Raw genomic sequence first — 17,394 nt, 5'->3', positions numbered from 1 at the left:
CGAACCAGTTGCAGATCGCAACCGGAGAGGGATTCGATGAAACAGCTGGTCCGCGTCCAGAACTTCTGTGTCTCCCGAGACGGCTACGGCGCCGGGGAGGGGCAAACTCTCGAACGTCCGTTCGGCAACGTCGACCCCGGCTCGCTCATCTCCTGGGCCGGTGCCACCGCCCACTGGCCCAACCGGACCGACCCCGGGGGCACCCTCGGCCTGGACGACTACTTCACCCGCGACTTCACCAACAACATCGGCGCCGAGATCATGGGCCGCAACAAGTTCGGCCCCCAGCGCGGTCCGTGGGAGAACCACGACTGGGAGGGCTGGTGGGGCGAGGAACCCCCGTTCCACACCCCGGTGTTCGTCCTCACCCATCACGAACGCCCTTCGATCACGCTCGGGGAGACCACGTTCCACTTCCTCGACGCGTCCCCCAAGGACGCGCTCGCCCGGGCCTTCGACGCCGCCGAGGGCAAGGACGTACGCATCGGCGGCGGTGTCGCCACGGTCCGGGAGTTCCTCGCCGCCGACCTCATCGACTCGATGCACGTCGCCGTCGCACCGGTCGAATTCGGCGGCGGCGAACGGCTGTGGGAGAGCCCCGACGACCTGACGGACCGCTTCCATCTGGAGCGCGTCCCCAGCCCGGGCGGCGCGGTGGTGCACCACCTGCTCTGGCGGAAGTGACCGGCCCGGCCCCGGACCGCGCCTACGCCCGGTCGAGCCGCAGCCGCTCCGCCCGGGGCAGCTTCGCCACCACGAGGTCGTAACTGTCCTCGATCAGCTCACGCAGCTTGGCGTCCGGCAGACGGCCGACCGTCACGGTGTTCCAGTGCCGCTTGTTCATGTGCCACCCCGGCGCCACGGCCTCGTACTCCTCCCGGAGCCGCACCGCGTCGTCGGGGTCGCACTTGAGGTTCACCGTCAGCGGCCGGGCGTCCAGCGTGCTCAGCGCGAACATCTTGCCGAGCACCTTGAAGACGGACGCCTCCGGCCCGAACGGGAACTCCTCCACGCTCGCGTTGAACTCCAGGCAGAACGCCCTCAGTTGCTGCGGTGTCATGCCGTCGCCTCCTCCTCGGGAGCCACCGGCTCCACCAGCACCGTGACGATCTTGTTCCGCCGGCCCGCCGTGGACTCCGCGGTCAGCCGCAGCCGGCGCCCGTCGGGGAGCTCGACCTGGGACGAGGCACCCGCGATCGGGACCCGGCCCAGCGCCTTCGCGAGCAGGCCGCCGACGGTCTCCACGTCCTCGTCGTCGTACTCGTCGAGGCCGAACAGCTCGCCGAGGTCACCGATGTCCAGCCGGGCCGTCACCCGGAAGCAGCCGTTCTCCAGCGCCTGGACCGGCGGGAGCTCACGGTCGTACTCGTCGGTGATCTCGCCGACGATCTCCTCCAGGATGTCCTCGATCGTGACGATGCCCGCCGTGCCGCCGTACTCGTCGATGACGACGGCGACGTGGCTGCGGTCCTGCTGCATCTCCCGCAGCAGGTCACCGGCGTTCTTCGTGTCGGGCACGAACGCCGCCGGACGCATCGCGCTGGAGACCAGATCGGCCTCGGAGTCCCGGTTGATGTGCGTCTTGCGGACCAGGTCCTTGAGGTAGACGATCCCGACGATGTCGTCCTCGTTCTCCCCGGTGACGGGGATACGCGAGAATCCGGAACGCAGAGCCAGGGTCAGCGCCTGCCGGATCGTCTTGTAGCGCTCGATGCAGACCAGGTCGGTACGCGGCACCATCACCTCGCGCACGAGCGTGTCACCGAGCTCGAAGACGGAGTGCACCATGCGGCGCTCCTCGTCCTCGATCAGCGACTCCTGCTCGGCGAGGTCGACCATCGCCCGCAGCTCGGCCTCGCTGGCGAACGGCCCCTTGCGGAAACCCTTGCCCGGCGTCAGGGCGTTGCCGATGAGGATCAGCAGCTGCGGAATCGGCCCCATGATCCGGGCCAGCGGCAGCAGGACGTACGCCGCCGCCGTGGCCGTGTTCAGCGGGTGCTGACGGCCGATGGTGCGTGGCGACACACCGATGGCGACATAGGAGACGAGGACCATCACACCCATGGCGACGGCCAGCGCCTGCCAGGTCTCCGGGAACTCCTTCAGGCAGGCGTACGTGACGAGCACCCCGGCCGCCATCTCGCAGGCGACCCGCACCAGCAGGGCGACATTGAGATAGCGCGTCGGATCGGCCGCGACCTGTTCCAGCTTGTCGCTGCCGCGCCGCCCCGAGCGGACCGCCTCGGCGGCCCGGAAGCTCGACGTACGCGCGATGCCGGCCTCGGCGCAGGCCGCCAGCCAGCCGACGACGACCAGCAGAACGACCCCGAAGACGAGAGGCAGGCTCACGAGACGGTGGGTGCGGGCGACGGGCCGGTCATGCCGTGCTCGCCGCGCCAGCCGTCCACGATCGCCGCCTGAAGACCGAACATCTCGGCCTTCTCGTCGGGCTCCTCGTGGTCGTAGCCGAGCAGGTGCAGCACCCCGTGGACGGTGAGGAGCTGGAGCTCCTCGTCCATGGAGTGCTGCGTCTCGGCGTCCTCGCCCTGCTTCTTGGCGACCTCCGGGCAGAGCACGATGTCACCGAGGAGCCCCTGCGGGGGCTCCTCGTCGTCCTTGGCCGGCGGACGCAGCTCGTCCATCGGGAAGGACATGACATCCGTCGGGCCCGGCAGGTCCATCCACTGGATGTGGAGCTGTTCCATGGCGGCGGAGTCCACCACGATCACCGAGAGTTCGGACAGCGGGTGGATCCTCATCCGCGCGAGCGCATAGCGGGCGATGTCGAGGATCGCCTGCTCGTCGACCTCGGTTCCGGACTCGTTGTTGACGTCGATCGACATGGTGCGCTGCTACTGCTTCCCGTTATGTCGGCCCTGGCCCTTGCCGGCCTGGCCGTCCTGGTCGCTGTCGTACTTCTCGTACGCGTCGACGATACGGCCGACCAGCTTGTGCCGGACGACATCCTGGGAGGTGAGCCGGGAGAAGTGCACGTCGTCGATGCCCTCCAGGATGTCCTGGACCTGACGCAGACCGCTCTTGGTGCCGGTCGGGAGGTCGACCTGGGTGACGTCACCGGTGACGACGATCTTCGAGTCGAAGCCGAGCCGGGTCAGGAACATCTTCATCTGCTCGGCGCTGGTGTTCTGCGCCTCGTCCAGGATGATGAAAGCATCATTGAGGGTGCGACCCCTCATGTATGCCAGCGGTGCGACCTCGATCGTGCCCGCCGCCATCAGCCGCGGGATCGAGTCCGGGTCGAGCATGTCGTGCAGCGCGTCGTAGAGCGGGCGCAGATACGGGTCGATCTTGTCGAAGAGCGTGCCGGGCAGGAAGCCGAGCCGCTCACCGGCCTCGACCGCCGGGCGGGTCAGGATGATCCGGCTGACCTGCTTGGACAGCAGGGCCTGGACCGCCTTGGCCATGGCGAGGTACGTCTTGCCGGTACCGGCCGGGCCGATGCCGAAGACGATCGTGTGCTTGTCGATCGCGTCGACATACCGCTTCTGGTTGAGCGTCTTGGGGCGGATCGTGCGGCCGCGGCTGGAGAGGATGTTCTGCGTGAGCACCTCGGCCGGGGTCTCGGTGCCGTCCGCCTGGCCGTTGTCGCTGGCCTTGAGCATCGCGATCGAACGTTCCACGGCGTCCTCCGTCATCGGCTGACCGGTGCGGAGCACCAGCACCATCTCGTCGAACAGGCGCTGGATCAGGGCGATGTCCGCCGTGTCGCCCGTCGCGTTTATGTCATTGCCCCGGACGTGGATGTCGGCCGCCGGGAACGCCGCTTCGATCACGCGCAGCAGCGAGTCGCCCGCTCCCAGCAGCATCACCATCGGGTGAGCGGCCGGAATGCTGATGTGGGCACGCGCCTGCGGCTGTGTGGGTGTCTGAGTCATGGGCCGGCCCTCGGGCCTGCGCATACCTCCCGTTGCACGGTTCTCGCTGCTCGAGAACCTCAGGTGTATCCAGCCTACGACTCCGTACTGACAACACCGAGAGGTTTTCGCGGGCGGGAGGCGACCGCCGGGTTACGGACGGAAGCCGATGGTCGGGACGGCCCGGCGCAGCGGCCAGGGGCGGGTAGCCGCGGGGAGCAGGTCCTGGAGGAAGGCGTACCGCTGGAGTGCGGCCGGGTCCTGGTCGCTGACGGTACGGATCCGCTGCCACCAGGCGGCGATCTCCGCCCAGCCGGGGGCGGAGAGCGAGCCGCCGAACTCCTGGACCGAGAGGGCCGCGGTGAGGCCGGCGAAGGCGAGGCGGTCGGCGAGCGGCCAGTTGGCGAGGGTGCCGGTGACGAAGCCGGCCACGAAGACATCGCCCGCGCCGGTCGGGTCCAGGGCCTCGACCGCGATCGCGGGGACCTCGGCAGTGGTCCCGGTGGCCGCGTCGACCGCGTAGGCGCCCTCGGCGCCGAGGGTGACGACGGCGAGCGGAACCCGCTCGGCGAGGGCGTGCGCGGCGGCGCGGGGGCAGTCGGTGCGGGTGTAGCGCATGGCCTCCTCGGCATTGGGGAGGAAGGCCTGGCAGTGCTTCAGGTCGGTCAGGCCGTCCAGGTCCCAGCGGCCGGTCTCGTCCCAGCCGACGTCGGCGAAGACCACGGCCCCCTGGCGGGCCGCCGTGGCGACCCAGGGTTCGCTGCGGCCGGGGGCGAGCGAGGCGATGGCGGCCCTGGCCCGGGGCGGGCACCGGGGGGAGGAGGTGGCGGGAGCTCCCGTGGAGGCGAACGCGGGCGGGGGCGGGGCCTCGTGGCCGTGCGAGACCATCGTCCGCTCGCCCTCGTACGCCATCGAGACGGTCACCGGGGAGTGCCAGCCGCGGACGGTGTGCGACAGGGACAGGTCGATGCCCTCACCCTGTTCGAGGGCGTCCCAGCAGTACTCGCCGTAGTGGTCGTCGCCGAACGCGGCGGCGAGTGAGGTGCGGAGGCCGAGGCGGGCGAGCGCGGTGGCCATGTTGGCGACGCCGCCGGGGCTGGATCCCATGCCGCGGGCCCAGGACTCGGTGCCGCGCACCGGGGCGCTGTCCAGGCCGGTGAAGATGATGTCGAGGAAGACCGTGCCGGTGAGGAAGACGTCGCAGTCGGGGTCCTGCGGCGCGCGCAGCCCGTCCAGTGGGTCGATGGCTGGGATGTCGGTGCTCACCTTGCACTCCCCGGTCGTGGCGGTTCCGGCCAGTGTGCCCGACTCCCGTGTGTGTGCGCCGGGTCCGCGCCGGGTCTCTGCGGTTCTTCGCGCGCAGAGGCTGACCTGCATAAACATGCGCTGGTACCCGCATAGAAACACGGCAAACGCATAAGTGATGCAGATCACAGCATGGCGGCTTTCGGTCGACCGGGAGCACTTGATACAAATTGGCCCGCGACCACCGTTGGCGACCTAACCGACGAGTGTGCCGAACCCCCGCATTTTCAGCATTTCTCGTATTTCTCGCAGTTCTCTCATCTTTCGCAGTTCTCGCATTGCCCTCCTCTGCCTTCTCCGCCTCTTCTGGCATGTCTTCAGGAACGCCCATGTCCTCGCGCCCTCGCGCCGCGTGGCCTCTGGTTGCCGTGTTCACCGCCGGTTACCTCGCCGCCTATCTGCTCCCCACCATCGTGGGACGGCTCTCCGTCTATCTGGGCCTCAGCACGGCACAGGCCGGTCTGGTCGGCAGCGCCCTGCTGTTGAGCTCGGCCTCGGCCGGCTTCTGCCTGGCGGGCCGCGTCGAGACGTACGGGCCGCGGAGGCCGGCGCGGATCGGCCTGGTGCTGGCCGTGCTGGGGTACGGCTGCGCCGCGCTGGCGGGGTCCGTGCCGCTGGTGGTCCTGGGCGCGGTGGTGGGCGGTTTCGGTTCCGGCACGGCGACCGCGGTGGCCGCGGCGGGCATCGCAGCCCAGCGTGATCCGCACCGGACTTCGTCCCTGGGGCTGTTGAGCGTCTCGGCCACCGCGGGCGCCCTGTATCTGACGATCCCGCACCTGGGCGGGGGCCACCGGCTCCCGTTCGCATCGATCGCGCTGGTCGCGCTGCTCGTCTGGCCGGCCACCTCCCGGCTCGGCAGCCCGGTTCCGGCCGGTCCGGCCGTCCCCGCGTCGGGACGGCTGCCGCACCGCCGCTCGGGCCTGGTGCTGGCGGGCGGCATGCTCGTCTGGTCCATGGCGCAGAACGCGCTGTGGGGGGTCAGCAGCCGCATCGGCGTGGACCAGGTCGGGCTCTCCGAGATCACCATCGGCGCGGTGTTCGCCGCCGCGCTCGGCGCCGGTCTGCTGGGTGTGATGGGCGCCGGGGTGCTGGGCGCACGGCTCGGACGGGCGGTGCCGATCGGTCTGGGCACCGTGGTGATCGCGGCGAGCATCGTGCTCAGCTCGTCGGCCGGGAGCCTCGGCTCGTTCGCGACCGGCGAGATCCTGTGGAACACCGTCTACCCGGTGGTCCTGTCGTATCTGATCGGCCTGGCCGCGTCCCTGGACGTGCGCGGGCGCTGGGCGGTCCTGGCGGGCTCGGCCTCGTCGGTCGGCGTGGCCAGCGGTCCGGTGCTCGGCAGCGTGCTGTCCGAGGGGGCCGGCTTCCCGGTGATGGGGCTGATCCTGGGCGCCGTGACCCTGCTGGTCGCGGTCCCGGTGACGGCGGTCGCGCTGCACACCGGCGGGCGTCCGCTGGTGCCGGGTTCGGTGCGCCGCAGGGGTGGCGCTCCGGCGGCCCTGCTCGCGGTCACCACCGGTGCGGTGCCCGGCGCGGTACCGAAGCTAGGCGCGCCCGAGCAGGCCGTCACGGAGATAAGCCTGCCCGCGCTGCGCCGCCGGCGTCTGGTCAGGAGTGCGTTCCGGACGGCCGGCCCGTCGGGTGGCGGTCAGTCGAACGCGTACGCCTCGACCTCGGACAGGTAGCGCGCCCTGCGCTCCTCGTCGTGGTCGAGGAAGGCCGCCTCGAAGGAGTTGCGGGCCAGGGTGCGCAACTGCTCGCGCTCCAGGCCGAGCGCCTCATGGACCGCGTGGAAGGTGTCTCCGACGTATCCGCCGAAGTAGGCGGGGTCGTCGGAGTTCACCGTGCAGAGCAGCCCGGCGTCCATCATGGCCCGCAGCGGGTGCTCCTCCAGCGTGTCGATGGCGCGCAGCCGTACGTTGGACAGCGGGCAGAGCGTGAGCGGCACCCGGTCGGCGGCCAGCCGCTTCACGAGCTCCGGGTCCTCCATGCAGCGCAGCCCGTGGTCGATGCGCTCCACGCCGAGCACGTCGAGCGCCTCGGTGATGTACGCCGGCGGCCCCTCCTCGCCCGCGTGGGCGACCTTGCGGAGTCCGAGCGCCTCGGCCGCGGCGTACACCTCGCGGAACTTGGCGGGCGGGTGGCCGACCTCGGCGGAGTCCAGGCCGACGGCGCTGATCCGGTGCAGGTGCGGCTTCGCGGTCTCCAGGGTCTCCAGCGCCGATTCGGCGGACTGGTCGCGCAGGAAGCACATGATCAGCTGGGTGGAGATGCCGTGCTTCTCCTCGCTGCGCTCCAGCGCACGGCCGAGCCCCTCGACGACGGTGCCGATGGCCACACCGCGGGCGGTGTGCGCCTGCGGGTCGAAGAAGATCTCGGCGTGGCGCACGCCCTGGGCGGCGGCGCGGGTGAGGTAGGCGTCGGCGAGTTCGGTGAAGTCGTCCTCGGTCCGCAGCACCGCCATCAGCGCGTAGTACAGGTCGAGGAAGCTCTGCAGGTCGTCGAAGAGGTAGGCGGTGCGCAGCTCCTCGGTGTCCGCGTAGGGCAGCGGCACGCCGTTGCGTGCGGCGAGCGCGAAGGCCAGCTCGGGTTCGAGGGTTCCTTCGATGTGGAGGTGGAGTTCTGCTTTGGGGAGATGCACGGTGTTCTCACTTACGCATGGTGATGCTGTTACGTGTCACGGGTGACGGGTCGGTACCGGGACCCGGATCAGGTCCTGGGCAATGGTCAGTTCGCCCTCGAACCCGGCCGCCCGGGCCTGGGTCTCGAAGACTTCCGGGTCCGGGTAGCGCTGGGAGAAGTGGGTGAGCACGAGGTGCCGTACACCCGCTTCCCGCGCGACCCGGGCCGCCTGTCCGGCGGTCAGATGGCCGTGGTCGGTGGCCAGTCTTCCGTCCTCGTCGAGGAAGGTCGACTCGATGACCAGCATGTCGCACCCTTCGGCGAGCACGTACACGCCGTCGCAGAGCCTCGTGTCCATGATGAACGCGAACCGCTGTCCGCGCCTGTGCTCGGAGACGTCGTCGAGGGTGACACCACCGAGGGCGCCCTCGCGCTGGAGCCGGCCGACGTCCGGTCCCGCGATGCCGTGCTCGGCGAGTTTCGCGGGCAGCATGCGCCGCCCGTCGGGCTCGACGAGCCGGTAGCCGTACGACTCGACGGGGTGCGAGAGCCTGTAGCTGCTGAGGGTGTACGTGTCCGTGGTGGCCAGCGGCCCGTCGGCGGCGACCGGGGCCTCGGTCAGCTCGACGGACTCCCGGTAGGCGGTGGCGTACCGCAGCCGTTCGAAGAAGTGCTGTCCGCTCGCCGGGTAGTGCGCGATGACGGGGTGCGGGACCTGGTCGAGGTTGATCCGCTGGATCACCCCGGCGAGGCCCAGCGAGTGGTCGCCGTGGAAGTGCGTGACGCAGATCCGGTCGATGTCGTGCGCGGCGACGCCGGCCCGCAGCATCTGGCGCTGGGTGCCCTCGCCGGGATCGAAGAGGATGCCCTCGCCGTCCCAGCGCAGCAGGTAGCCGTTGTGGTTGCGGTGCCGGGTCGGGACCTGGCTGGCGGTGCCGAGGACGACGAGTTCACGTGACGACATGGGGTGCGGCCGTCGCTAGCCGGGGGGCCACTGGAGACCGCGGCCGCCCAGGACGTGGGCGTGCGCGTGGAAGACGGTCTGCCCGGCTCCGGCGCCGGTGTTGAACACGACCCGGTATCCGGTCTCGTCGACCTTCTCCTCGGCGGCGACGTGTCCGGCCTCGCTCAGGATGTCGGCGAGGATCTGCGGCTCGGCGGCGGCGAGGGACGCGGCGTCGGGGTGGTGGACGCGCGGGATGACCAGGACGTGGGTGGGGGCCTGGGGATTGATGTCGCGGAAGGCGACCGTGGTGTCGGTCTCCCGGACGATGGTGGCCGGGATGTCGCCCGAGACGATCTTGCAGAACAGGCAGTCGGGCTGCGGTTCTCCTGCCATGGGGTGCGCTCCTCTGTCTCGGTGATCCGTTACGGGGCAGCCTAGCGGGGCACCCGGCCCCTGCGGCGTTCGAGGCGCGGGGTCCGGGGTTCAGCGGGGGTGCTGCCCCCGCTGAACCCCGGACCTCAATCGCTGGAGAGGCCTGAAGCTCACTCCGGCAGTGCCGGCGCCACCTTCGCGGGCGTGCGGGTCAGCGCCTCCAGTGCGATCCGGATCGCCTCGTCCAGCTGCGGGTCCCGGCCCGCCACGTGGTCCTGCGGCGCCATGACGACCTCGACGTCGGGATCGACGCCGTGGTTCTCGACGCCCCAGCCGTATCCCTCCAGCCAGAAGGCGTACTTGGGCTGGGTGACCAGCGTGCCGTCGACGAGCCGGTACCGGCTGTCGATGCCCACCACTCCGCCCCAGGTGCGTACGCCGACCACGGGGCCGATGTTCAGTGCCTTGATCGCCGCGTTCACGATGTCGCCGTCCGAGCCGGAGAACTCGTTCGCGACGGCCACGACGGGACCGCGCGGTGCGTCACCCGGGTAGCTGTAGGGCCGCATGCCGCGGGGCAGGTCCCAGCCGACGATGCGGCGGGCGAGCTTCTCCACCACCAGCTGTGAGGTGTGGCCGCCGCGGTTCTCCCGTACGTCCACCACCAGGCCCTCGCGGGCGACCTCGGTGCGCAGATCGCGGTGGATCTGGGCCCAGCCCGAACCGACCATGTCGGGGACATGGAGGTAGCCGAGCCGCCCGCCGGACTGCTCGTGCACGTATGCGCGCCGGCCGGCGACCCACGCGTGGTAGCGCAGGGCCTCCTCGTCGGCGATCGGCACGACGACGACGTGGCGCGGGTCGCCGCCGTCGACCGGCGAGACGGTCAGCTCGACGGGTTTCCCGGCCGAGCCGGTGAGCAGCTGTGCGGGACCGGTGAGCGGGTCGACGGGGTGTCCGTCGACTGCCACGATCGCGTCACCCGCACGGACGGCGACGCCGGGTGCGGCGAGCGGCGCACGGGCGGCCGGGTCGGAGGTCTCGGACGGCAGGATGCGGTCGATGCGCCAGCTCCCGTCGTCCGCGCGCGAGAGGTCGGCGCCGAGCAGGCCCTGCCGGGCGGAGTCGTCGCGCCAGCCGCCGGAGGGGGTCACATAGGCGTGCGAGGTGCCGAGTTCGCCCTGGACCTCCCACAGGAGGTCGATGAGGTCGTCGTGCGTGGCGACGCGCTCGAGTACGGGCCGGTAGCGGTCCAGGACGCCGTCCCAGTCGATACCGCCCATGTCGGAGCGCCAGAAGTTGTCCCGCATGATGCGGCCGGCCTCGTCGTACATCTGGCGCCATTCGGCGGCCGGGTCGAGAGTGCGGCGGACCCGGGAGAGGTCGACGGTGATGTTGTTGTCGTCGCTGTCGTCGTCGGAGCCACCGGACACCCGGCTGTCGGACGGGACGACGCGCAGCTTGCCGTGGCTGTGCAGGACGAGGCGCTTGCCGTCGCCGCTGACCGCGAACCGGCTGATGTCGGAGGCGAGTTCCTCGCAGCGCAGCTTCTCCAGGTCGTACCGCTCCAGGACGGGCTCGGGGTGGCGGGCGTCTGGGGTGGGGGCGCTCGTGCCGAGGACTCCGGTCACCGGGTGGCGCAGCCACAACAGCCCGTCCCTTGCTGCCCGCAGCGAGGAGTAGCTGGCGGCCTCGACGGGCAGCGGGACGATCCGGTCCGCGAGGCCGTCCAGGTCGATGCGGGTGACGGGGAGCGCGGTGGGGTTGTCCTCGCCGTCTCCGCCCTTCTCCTTCTCGGTCGGGCGGCCGTGGAGCTGCGGTCCGAACGGGGAGGGGGTGGTCGCGGCGAGCGTCAGCAGGTGCGGCCGGCAGGCTCCGATGAACGCCAGGTCGAAGACGTGGGAGTCGTAGACCGGGTCGAAGGCCCGCTCGGAGAGGAATGCCAGGTGCTTCCCGTCGGCGGTGAAGGCGGGTGCGAAGTCCCGGAACCGCAGCGGGGTCGCCTCCGAGACCGACAGGTCGGCGAGGTGGGCGAGCTTGAGCTGGCTCAGCGGTTCGGGGCCGGGGTGCGACCAGGCGAGCCAGGCGGAGTCGGGCGAGAAGACGAGCCCGGAGGCGTCGCCGTGCTCGCTGCGGTCCACCTCGTGGACCTCGCCGCTCTCCCGCTCGACGATGAGGACGCGTCCGTCGTGGGCGGCGACGGCGAAGCGGCTGCCGTCGGGTGCGGGGACCAGGTCGAGGACCCGGCCGATCCGGCCTGCGGCGAGGCGGCGCGGCACGGCACCCGGTCCGGTCCCGGTGGCGGGTGCGCACTCCAGCGCGTCGTCGCCCTCGGCGTCGGTGACCCAGACGACGTGCTGGTCGCCGTCGGCCTGGAAGGTGTGGGGCAGCCTGGCCCGTACGCCGGGTTCGACGGCGAGTGCGCGGGCCGGGCCCTCGCGGTGTGTGACCCAGTGGACGGCACCGCGGGACCCGACGGCGCTGCCGCGGCCGGTGCGGTCGGGGGATGCGGTGTGCAGGTGGCTGCCCGCGTGCACGGAGTGCGGCTGGAGGTCGGCGCGCTGGCCGCCGAGCCGGATGTCGAGGCGGCGGGGCGCGTCGCTCTCCAGGCTGTCCAGGAGCCACAGTTCACCGGCGGACGCGTAGGCGACGCGGGTGCCGTCGGTGGTGGCGTGCCGGGCGTAGAAGCCTTCGATGCCGGTGTGCCGGCGCAGGTCCGTGCCGTCGGGGAGGGAGGAGTGGAGCGCGCCGACGCCTTCGTGATCGGAGAGGAAGGCGATGCGGTCGCCGACCCACAGGGGGCACTCGATGTTGCCGTCGAGCTCCTCGTGGACGCGTACGAACTCCGCCGGGTCCCCCTCGGCCGCGATCCAGAGCTTGCCCGCCGTGCCGCCCCGGTAGCGCTTCCAGGTGGCGGCCTCGCGCCCCATGGTGGCCGAGAGCAGCAGGACCCGTCCGCCGGGCCCGTACGCGAGCGAGCCGACCGGTCCGTACGGGAGGGTCCGTGCCGGACCGCCGTCGACGGGGACGGCGCGGGCCCAGCTGCGCCGGAGCGAGACCTGGCCCTGGGTGCTGGTGACCAGTACGTCGCCGTCGGGTGTCCAGCCGCGCACGGCGGTCCGCGCGTCGCCCCAGTGGGTCAGCCGCCGGGAGGGGCCGCCGTCAACGGGGGCGACGTGTACCTCGGGTGCCCCGTCCCGGGTGGACGTCCAGGCGACGAGGGTGCCGTCGGGAGATATCCGCGGCTGGGTGACGGGGCGGTTGTCGGCGCTGACACGCCAGGCTCGGCCGCCGTCGAGCGGCGCGAGCCAGACATCGTCCTCGGCGGTGAAGGCGATCGAGTCGCCCTGGACATGGGGATACCGGAGGTAGGAAGGCTGTGTCACAACGATCAGCCTAGGCCGCGGCCGTGGCCGGCGGAACGATGTTGGCCGGAGTCCGCCGTCCGGGCCGCTCACTTCCCCTGGGGGTGTTCGGTGACGGTCACGGTCACGGTCACCGTCGGCCGGGCCCCTCCCCCGCCACCGCTGCCGCCGCCCCCGTTGCCCGGTGCGTGGGTCGAGGGCGGCGCCTCGCAGTTGCCGAGCAGGGTGGCCCGGAACACGGTCCGGGCGCCGGCCTTCGCGGTCAGGTCACCGCGTACGCACCGGCCGTCGACCGCCTGCCGGACCTGGCCGGTGATCTTTATGTCCCGGCCGTCCTTCGTCCTGCCGCTGCAGTCGACGTCGGCGACGCGGCGCGTGGAGGCGGTGGCCGAACCGGCCCGCGCGGACGGCGTCTTCGCCCCGTCCCCTTCCACGTTCGCCCTGCAGGTCAGCCACTGCACCTGCACGCCCTCGTGCTCCAGGGCGCTGGTGGCGGTGCGGTCCGTGGTCACGGCGATGGACGCGGTGTTCAGTCCGTCCACGGGTTCGCAGGCGGCGAGGCCCGCGACAGCTGCGGCCGCGAGGCAGATCACGGCCGGAATGCGACGGGGCCTTCGGCGGCCCCATGCCCTTGATGTCCCCATACGGGCAGCTTCCCACCGTTCCTGGCGCAGCGGTAGACCGCTTGCGGCCACAACTGCCCCGGAGGGGGGCCTCTACGACCAGCGGCCCGTGCGCCCCAGCAGCAGCGCAGTCGCCGCGGTGCCCGCCGTCGACGTGCGCAGCACGGTCGGTCCCAGGCGGCAGGTCCGGGCGCCCGCGCCGGCGAAGACGGCCAACTCCTCGGGTGAGACGCCGCCTTCAGGCCCTACGACCAGCACGATCTCACCCTCGTCGGGCAGGGCGACAGTGGCCAGCGGCTCGCTGTCGAACCCCCGGTCCTCGTGCAGCACTGCAGCGAAGTCGGCTGTGGCCAGAAGTGCGGCAACCTGTTTGGTCGTTGCCGCGTCCGCCACGTCAGGGAACCGGACCCGGCGCGACTGCTTGCCGGCCTCACGGGCCGTATTGCGCCACTTCGCCAGGGACTTGAGGCCTCGGTCACCCTTCCACTGGGTGATGCAGCGCGCGGCCTGCCACGGCACGATCGCATCGACGCCGGTCTCCGTCATCGTCTCGACGGCGACCTCGCCGCGGTCACCCTTGGGCAGCGCCTGGACGACGGTGATACGGACGCCGGGCCGGGGTTCCTCGTGGACGGACTCCAGGCCGGTGATCACCAGCCGGTCCTTGCCCTCGGCGGCGCTCACGACGCCTTCCGCCCAGCGGCCCCGGCCATCCGTCAGGACGACGTCCTCACCGGCGTGCAGGCGTTTCACGGAGACGGCGTGCCGCCCCTCGGGCCCTTCCAGAACGAAGCCCGGCCCCTGCGGCATCCGGTCGACGACGAAGACGGGTGCCGTCACTGTGTACTCCTTGTGCTCACTGCCGTCCGTGCGGCGTCCAGTTCCTCGGCCAGCAGCCTGACCAGCCGGCCGGCGGGAAGCTCGCGCGCCATCCGGTGTCCCTGCCCCGCCCACAGTGCCATGCCCTGCGCGTCCCCGGCCTTGGCCGCCGCCTTGCGCAGCACGGCGGTCAGCTGGTGCACCTGAGGATAGGCGGCGGGGGCGTAGGGTCCGTGCTCGCGCACGAAGCGGTTGACCAGTCCGCGGGCCGGGCGCCCGGAGAACGCCCGGGTCAGGGTGGTGCGGACGAACAGCGGATTGGTGAGGGCCTGCTTGTGCAGGAGATGGGCGCCCGACTCGGGGCAGGCCAGGAAGGCGGTGCCGAGCTGCGCGGCATCGGCACCCGCCGCCAGCACCGCGGCGATCTGGGAGCCGCGCATCACCCCGCCCGCGGCGATGATCGGTATCTGCACGGTCTCGCGCACCTGGGCCAGTAGGCAGAGCAGCCCGGTCCCGGCGCCGTCGATCTGCGGGTCGTCGCGGAACGTGGACTGGTGGCCGCCCGCCTCGATGCCCTGGGCGCAGACGGCGTCGGCGCCCGCCCACTGGGCGGCCTGTGCCTCCTCGGGCGAGGTGACCGTGACGACCGTGTACGTACCCACCGCGGCGAACGCGTCGAGGGTGTCGCGGGAGGGGCAGCCGAAGGTGAAGGAGACGACCGGGACGGGGTCCTCCAGCAGGATGGCGAGCTTCGCCTCGTAGCCGTCGTCGCCGCCGGTGTCGGTGTCGCCGAGCGGGGTCTCGTACCAGGAGGTCTCGCCCGCGAGCTGGTGCCGGTACACCTCGACGGCTGCCGGGTCGGCGAGGTTCGGCTGCGGCATGAAGAGATTGACGCCGAAGGGCTGGCCGGTGAGCCCGCGCACCTGCTTGACCTCGTTGTACATGCCGTCCGTCGTCTTGTACCCGGCGGCCAGGAAGCCGAGTCCGCCGGCCTCGGCGACGGCCGCGACGAGCTGCGGACAGGAGGTTCCGCCCGCCATCGGGGCCTGCACGATCGGATACCGGCAGAGATCGGTCAACGCGGATGACATGACCGCATCGTGTCATGTCCCCTGTGTCCGGTCATGCGCACCCCGCTGCCATGTTTTGTCCGCAATGCGGTACGGGCCCGGAAACCGGGCCCGTACGACATCGTTGCGCGACTCGGTCGCAGCCCTAGCGGCCGTTGAACGCGTCCTTCAGTCGCGAGAACAGGCCCTGCTGCCCGGGCTGGAACTGGCCGGTGGGCCGCTCCTCGCCGCGCAGTTTCGACAGCTCGCGCAGAAGGCGCTCCTGCTCCGGGTCCATCTTCGTCGGGGTCATCACCTCGACGTGCACGATCAGGTCGCCGCGCCCGCCGCCTCGCAGGTGCGTGATGCCGCGCCCGTGCAGCGGGACGGACTGGCCGGACTGGGTGCCCGGCCGGATGTCGACCTCCTCCAGCCCGTCGAGCGTCTCCAGCGGCACCTTGGTGCCGAGGGCCGCCGCCGTCATCGGGATGGTGACCGTGCAGTGCAGATCGTCGCCGCGCCGCTGGAACACGGCGTGCGGCAGCTCGTGGATCTCGACGTAGAGATCACCGGCCGGGCCGCCGCCGGGGCCGACCTCACCCTCGCCCGCGAGCTGGATCCGGGTGCCGTTGTCGACACCGGCGGGGATCTTCACGGTGAGCGTGCGCCGCGAGCGGATGCGGCCGTCACCGGCGCACTCCGGGCACGGCGTCGGCACGACCGTACCGAAGCCCTGGCACTGGGGGCAGGGCCGCGAGGTCATGACCTGGCCGAGGAACGACCGTGTGACCTGGGAGACCTCGCCGCGGCCGCGGCACATGTCACAGGTCTGGGCGGAGGTGCCGGGTGCGGCACCCTCACCGCTGCAGGTCGTACAGACGACGGCCGTGTCGACCTGGATGTCCTTGGTCGTACCGAAGGCCGACTCGGAGAGGTCGATCTCCAGCCTGATCATGGCGTCCTGGCCGCGACGGGTGCGCGAACGGGGTCCGCGCTGCGACGCCGTACCGAAGAACGCGTCCATGATGTCGGAGAAGTTGCCGAAGCCACCCTGTCCGAATCCGCCCGCGCCACCACCTCCGGAGGCGGACAGCGGGTCGCCGCCGAGGTCGTAGACCTGCTTCTTCTGAGCGTCCGACAACACCTCGTAAGCGGCGTTGATCTCCTTGAACCGCTCCTGGGTCTTCGGATCGGGGTTCACATCCGGGTGCAGCTCGCGGGCGAGCCTCCGGAAGGCCTTCTTGATCTCGTCCTGCGAAGCGTCGCGGCGCACGCCGAGTACGGCGTAGTAGTCCGTGGCCACTTACGACTCCGCCAGGATCTGTCCGACGTAACGTGCCACTGCGCGTACCGCTCCCATCGTTCCGGGGTAGTCCATGCGGGTCGGTCCGACCACGCCGAGTTTGGCGACTGCCTCGTCGCCCGAACCGTAGCCGACCGCGACGACGGACGTGGAGTTGAGCCCCTCGTGGGCGTTCTCGTGCCCGATACGTACGGTCATGCCCGAGTCCTTGGCCTCGCCGAGCAGCTTCAGCAGCACGACCTGCTCCTCCAACGCCTCCAGCACCGGCCGGATCATCACAGGGAAGTCGTGCCCGAAGCGGGTGAGGTTGGAGGTGCCGCCGATCATCAGCCGCTCCTCCGTCTCCTCGACGAGGCATTCGAGCAGGATCGAGAGCACGGTGGACACGGTTCCCCGGTCCTCGCTCTCGAAGGATTCCGGCAGGTCCTGCACCAGCTGCGGAACGTCCGCGAAACGGCGTCCCACGACCCGGCTGTTGAGCCGGGCCCGCAGATCGGCGAGAGAGGTCTCGCCGAACGGCGCGGGGCAGTCGACCAGCCGCTGTTCGACCCGGCCGGTGTCCGTGATCAGCACGAGCATCAGCCGGGCGGGGGCCAGGGACAGCAGTTCCACGTGCCGCACCGTCGAGCGGGTCAGCGAGGGGTACTGCACGACGGCGACCTGCCGGGTCAGCTGCGCGAGCAGCCGTACGGTACGTCCCACGACATCGTCGAGGTCGACCGCGCCGTCGAGGAAATTCTGAATGGCACGGCGCTCCGGCGACGACAGGGGCTTGACGCCCGCGAGCTTGTCGACGAAGAGCCGGTAACCCTTGTCCGTCGGGATGCGTCCCGCACTGGTGTGCGGCTGGGCGATGAAGCCCTCGTCCTCCAGCACCGCCATGTCGTTGCGGACGGTGGCCGGGGAGACCCCCAGCTTGTGCCGCTCCGTGAGCGCCTTGGAGCCGACGGGCTCCTCGGTGCCGACATAGTCCTGGACGATGGCGCGCAGCACTTCGAGTCTGCGTTCGCTGAGCATCGCGCACACCTCCAGCTGTGTACCTCGGTGGTTCTCGGGCCGTTCCCGGGTCTTCTCCTGGCACTCTGTGCGTACGAGTGCCAGCAATCCCCCGGCCA

General features: G+C 71.2%; 16 protein-coding genes. 2 read left to right on the top strand and 14 right to left on the bottom strand.

Annotated features, from left to right (window positions below; translation table 11 throughout):
* Positions 1-36: 36 nt before the first annotated feature.
* Complete coding sequence (locus tag ACIOEW_RS02250; RefSeq protein WP_401960562.1) at positions 37-684, top strand: dihydrofolate reductase family protein; 648 nt, start codon at positions 37-39, stop codon at positions 682-684.
* Between the two features lie 22 nt (positions 685-706).
* Here ACIOEW_RS02250 and ACIOEW_RS02245 read toward each other — a convergent pair whose 3' ends face one another.
* The 5 genes from ACIOEW_RS02245 to ACIOEW_RS02225 form a co-directional block, all read right to left on the bottom strand.
* Positions 707-1,060: an MmcQ/YjbR family DNA-binding protein gene (locus ACIOEW_RS02245; RefSeq protein WP_362540851.1), complete on the bottom strand. Its 354-nt coding sequence runs from the start codon at positions 1,058-1,060 to the stop codon at positions 707-709.
* Positions 1,057-2,349, bottom strand: coding sequence for a hemolysin family protein (locus tag ACIOEW_RS02240; protein ID WP_362540848.1), 1,293 nt, complete (start codon positions 2,347-2,349; stop codon positions 1,057-1,059). Before ACIOEW_RS02240 ends, ACIOEW_RS02245 begins: the two co-directional genes overlap by 4 nt.
* Positions 2,346-2,843, bottom strand: a complete 498-nt coding sequence (gene ybeY, locus ACIOEW_RS02235) for an rRNA maturation RNase YbeY (RefSeq protein ID WP_326662361.1) — start codon at positions 2,841-2,843, stop codon at positions 2,346-2,348. Before ybeY ends, ACIOEW_RS02240 begins: the two co-directional genes overlap by 4 nt.
* 9 nt (positions 2,844-2,852) lie before the next feature.
* The gene (locus ACIOEW_RS02230) at positions 2,853-3,896 is read right to left on the bottom strand and encodes a PhoH family protein (protein ID WP_362540845.1); all 1,044 of its coding nucleotides are present in this window, start codon (positions 3,894-3,896) and stop codon (positions 2,853-2,855) included.
* A gap of 132 nt (positions 3,897-4,028) precedes the next feature.
* Positions 4,029-5,141, bottom strand: a complete 1,113-nt coding sequence (locus ACIOEW_RS02225) for a PfkB family carbohydrate kinase (RefSeq protein ID WP_362540842.1) — start codon at positions 5,139-5,141, stop codon at positions 4,029-4,031.
* Positions 5,142-5,509: 368 nt separating this feature from the next.
* Here ACIOEW_RS02225 and ACIOEW_RS02220 point away from each other — a divergent pair, with 368 nt between their 5' ends.
* Positions 5,510-6,865: an MFS transporter gene (locus tag ACIOEW_RS02220; RefSeq protein WP_401960557.1), complete on the top strand. Its 1,356-nt coding sequence runs from the start codon at positions 5,510-5,512 to the stop codon at positions 6,863-6,865.
* Here ACIOEW_RS02220 and ACIOEW_RS02215 read toward each other — a convergent pair.
* From ACIOEW_RS02215 to hrcA, 9 genes are all read right to left on the bottom strand, one after another.
* Positions 6,829-7,821, bottom strand: coding sequence for an adenosine deaminase (locus ACIOEW_RS02215; RefSeq protein WP_401960555.1), 993 nt, complete (start codon positions 7,819-7,821; stop codon positions 6,829-6,831). The two genes, ACIOEW_RS02220 and ACIOEW_RS02215, sit on opposite strands and share 37 nt — an antisense overlap.
* A 36-nt stretch (positions 7,822-7,857) precedes the next feature.
* On the bottom strand, positions 7,858-8,766 hold the full coding sequence (locus ACIOEW_RS02210; RefSeq protein ID WP_401960553.1) for a ribonuclease Z: 909 nt from the start codon (positions 8,764-8,766) through the stop codon (positions 7,858-7,860).
* A 15-nt stretch (positions 8,767-8,781) separates the two neighbouring features.
* Entirely contained in the window at positions 8,782-9,141 is a 360-nt protein-coding gene (locus ACIOEW_RS02205; RefSeq protein WP_362540830.1) for a histidine triad nucleotide-binding protein, read from the bottom strand.
* Between the two features lie 149 nt (positions 9,142-9,290).
* Positions 9,291-12,506 (bottom strand): S41 family peptidase, encoded by a 3,216-nt coding sequence (locus ACIOEW_RS02200; RefSeq protein ID WP_401960550.1) that lies wholly within the window; start codon positions 12,504-12,506, stop codon positions 9,291-9,293.
* 68 nt (positions 12,507-12,574) lie between these two features.
* On the bottom strand, positions 12,575-13,078 hold the full coding sequence (locus ACIOEW_RS02195) for a hypothetical protein (RefSeq protein WP_401960547.1): 504 nt from the start codon (positions 13,076-13,078) through the stop codon (positions 12,575-12,577).
* Positions 13,079-13,201: 123 nt separating this feature from the next.
* Entirely contained in the window at positions 13,202-13,948 is a 747-nt protein-coding gene (locus ACIOEW_RS02190) for a 16S rRNA (uracil(1498)-N(3))-methyltransferase (protein ID WP_401960545.1), read from the bottom strand.
* Positions 13,945-15,018, bottom strand: a complete 1,074-nt coding sequence (locus ACIOEW_RS02185; protein WP_362540818.1) for a nitronate monooxygenase — start codon at positions 15,016-15,018, stop codon at positions 13,945-13,947. The genes ACIOEW_RS02190 and ACIOEW_RS02185 overlap by 4 nt, the downstream gene beginning before the upstream one ends.
* A 124-nt stretch (positions 15,019-15,142) precedes the next feature.
* The gene (gene dnaJ / locus ACIOEW_RS02180) at positions 15,143-16,279 is read right to left on the bottom strand and encodes a molecular chaperone DnaJ (protein WP_219573124.1); all 1,137 of its coding nucleotides are present in this window, start codon (positions 16,277-16,279) and stop codon (positions 15,143-15,145) included.
* Positions 16,280-17,296: a heat-inducible transcriptional repressor HrcA gene (gene hrcA, locus ACIOEW_RS02175; RefSeq protein ID WP_219573125.1), complete on the bottom strand. Its 1,017-nt coding sequence runs from the start codon at positions 17,294-17,296 to the stop codon at positions 16,280-16,282. It lies immediately after the preceding gene.
* Positions 17,297-17,394 lie beyond the last annotated feature (98 nt).

Origin of the sequence: Streptomyces sp. NPDC087901, from assembly GCF_044742205.1 — a bacterium.
Lineage (GTDB): Bacteria > Actinomycetota > Actinomycetes > Streptomycetales > Streptomycetaceae > Streptomyces.
Note: the sequence above shows the minus strand (reverse complement) of the source record. Positions and strands in the feature narration are given on the sequence as shown.

What these genes read in the sequence shown, in the direction of transcription:
- ACIOEW_RS02250 (WP_401960562.1), top strand. Translation starts at nt 37, where the DNA reads ATGAAACAGCTGGTCCGCGTCCAGAACTTCTGTGTCTCCCGAGACGGC.
- ACIOEW_RS02245 (WP_362540851.1), bottom strand. Translation starts at nt 1,060, where the DNA reads ATGACACCGCAGCAACTGAGGGCGTTCTGCCTGGAGTTCAACGCGAGC.
- ybeY (WP_326662361.1), bottom strand. Translation starts at nt 2,843, where the DNA reads ATGTCGATCGACGTCAACAACGAGTCCGGAACCGAGGTCGACGAGCAG.
- ACIOEW_RS02230 (WP_362540845.1), bottom strand. Translation starts at nt 3,896, where the DNA reads ATGACTCAGACACCCACACAGCCGCAGGCGCGTGCCCACATCAGCATT.
- ACIOEW_RS02220 (WP_401960557.1), top strand. Translation starts at nt 5,510, where the DNA reads ATGTCCTCGCGCCCTCGCGCCGCGTGGCCTCTGGTTGCCGTGTTCACC.
- ACIOEW_RS02210 (WP_401960553.1), bottom strand. Translation starts at nt 8,766, where the DNA reads ATGTCGTCACGTGAACTCGTCGTCCTCGGCACCGCCAGCCAGGTCCCG.
- ACIOEW_RS02205 (WP_362540830.1), bottom strand. Translation starts at nt 9,141, where the DNA reads ATGGCAGGAGAACCGCAGCCCGACTGCCTGTTCTGCAAGATCGTCTCG.
- ACIOEW_RS02185 (WP_362540818.1), bottom strand. Translation starts at nt 15,018, where the DNA reads ATGTCATCCGCGTTGACCGATCTCTGCCGGTATCCGATCGTGCAGGCC.
- hrcA (WP_219573125.1), bottom strand. Translation starts at nt 17,296, where the DNA reads ATGCTCAGCGAACGCAGACTCGAAGTGCTGCGCGCCATCGTCCAGGAC.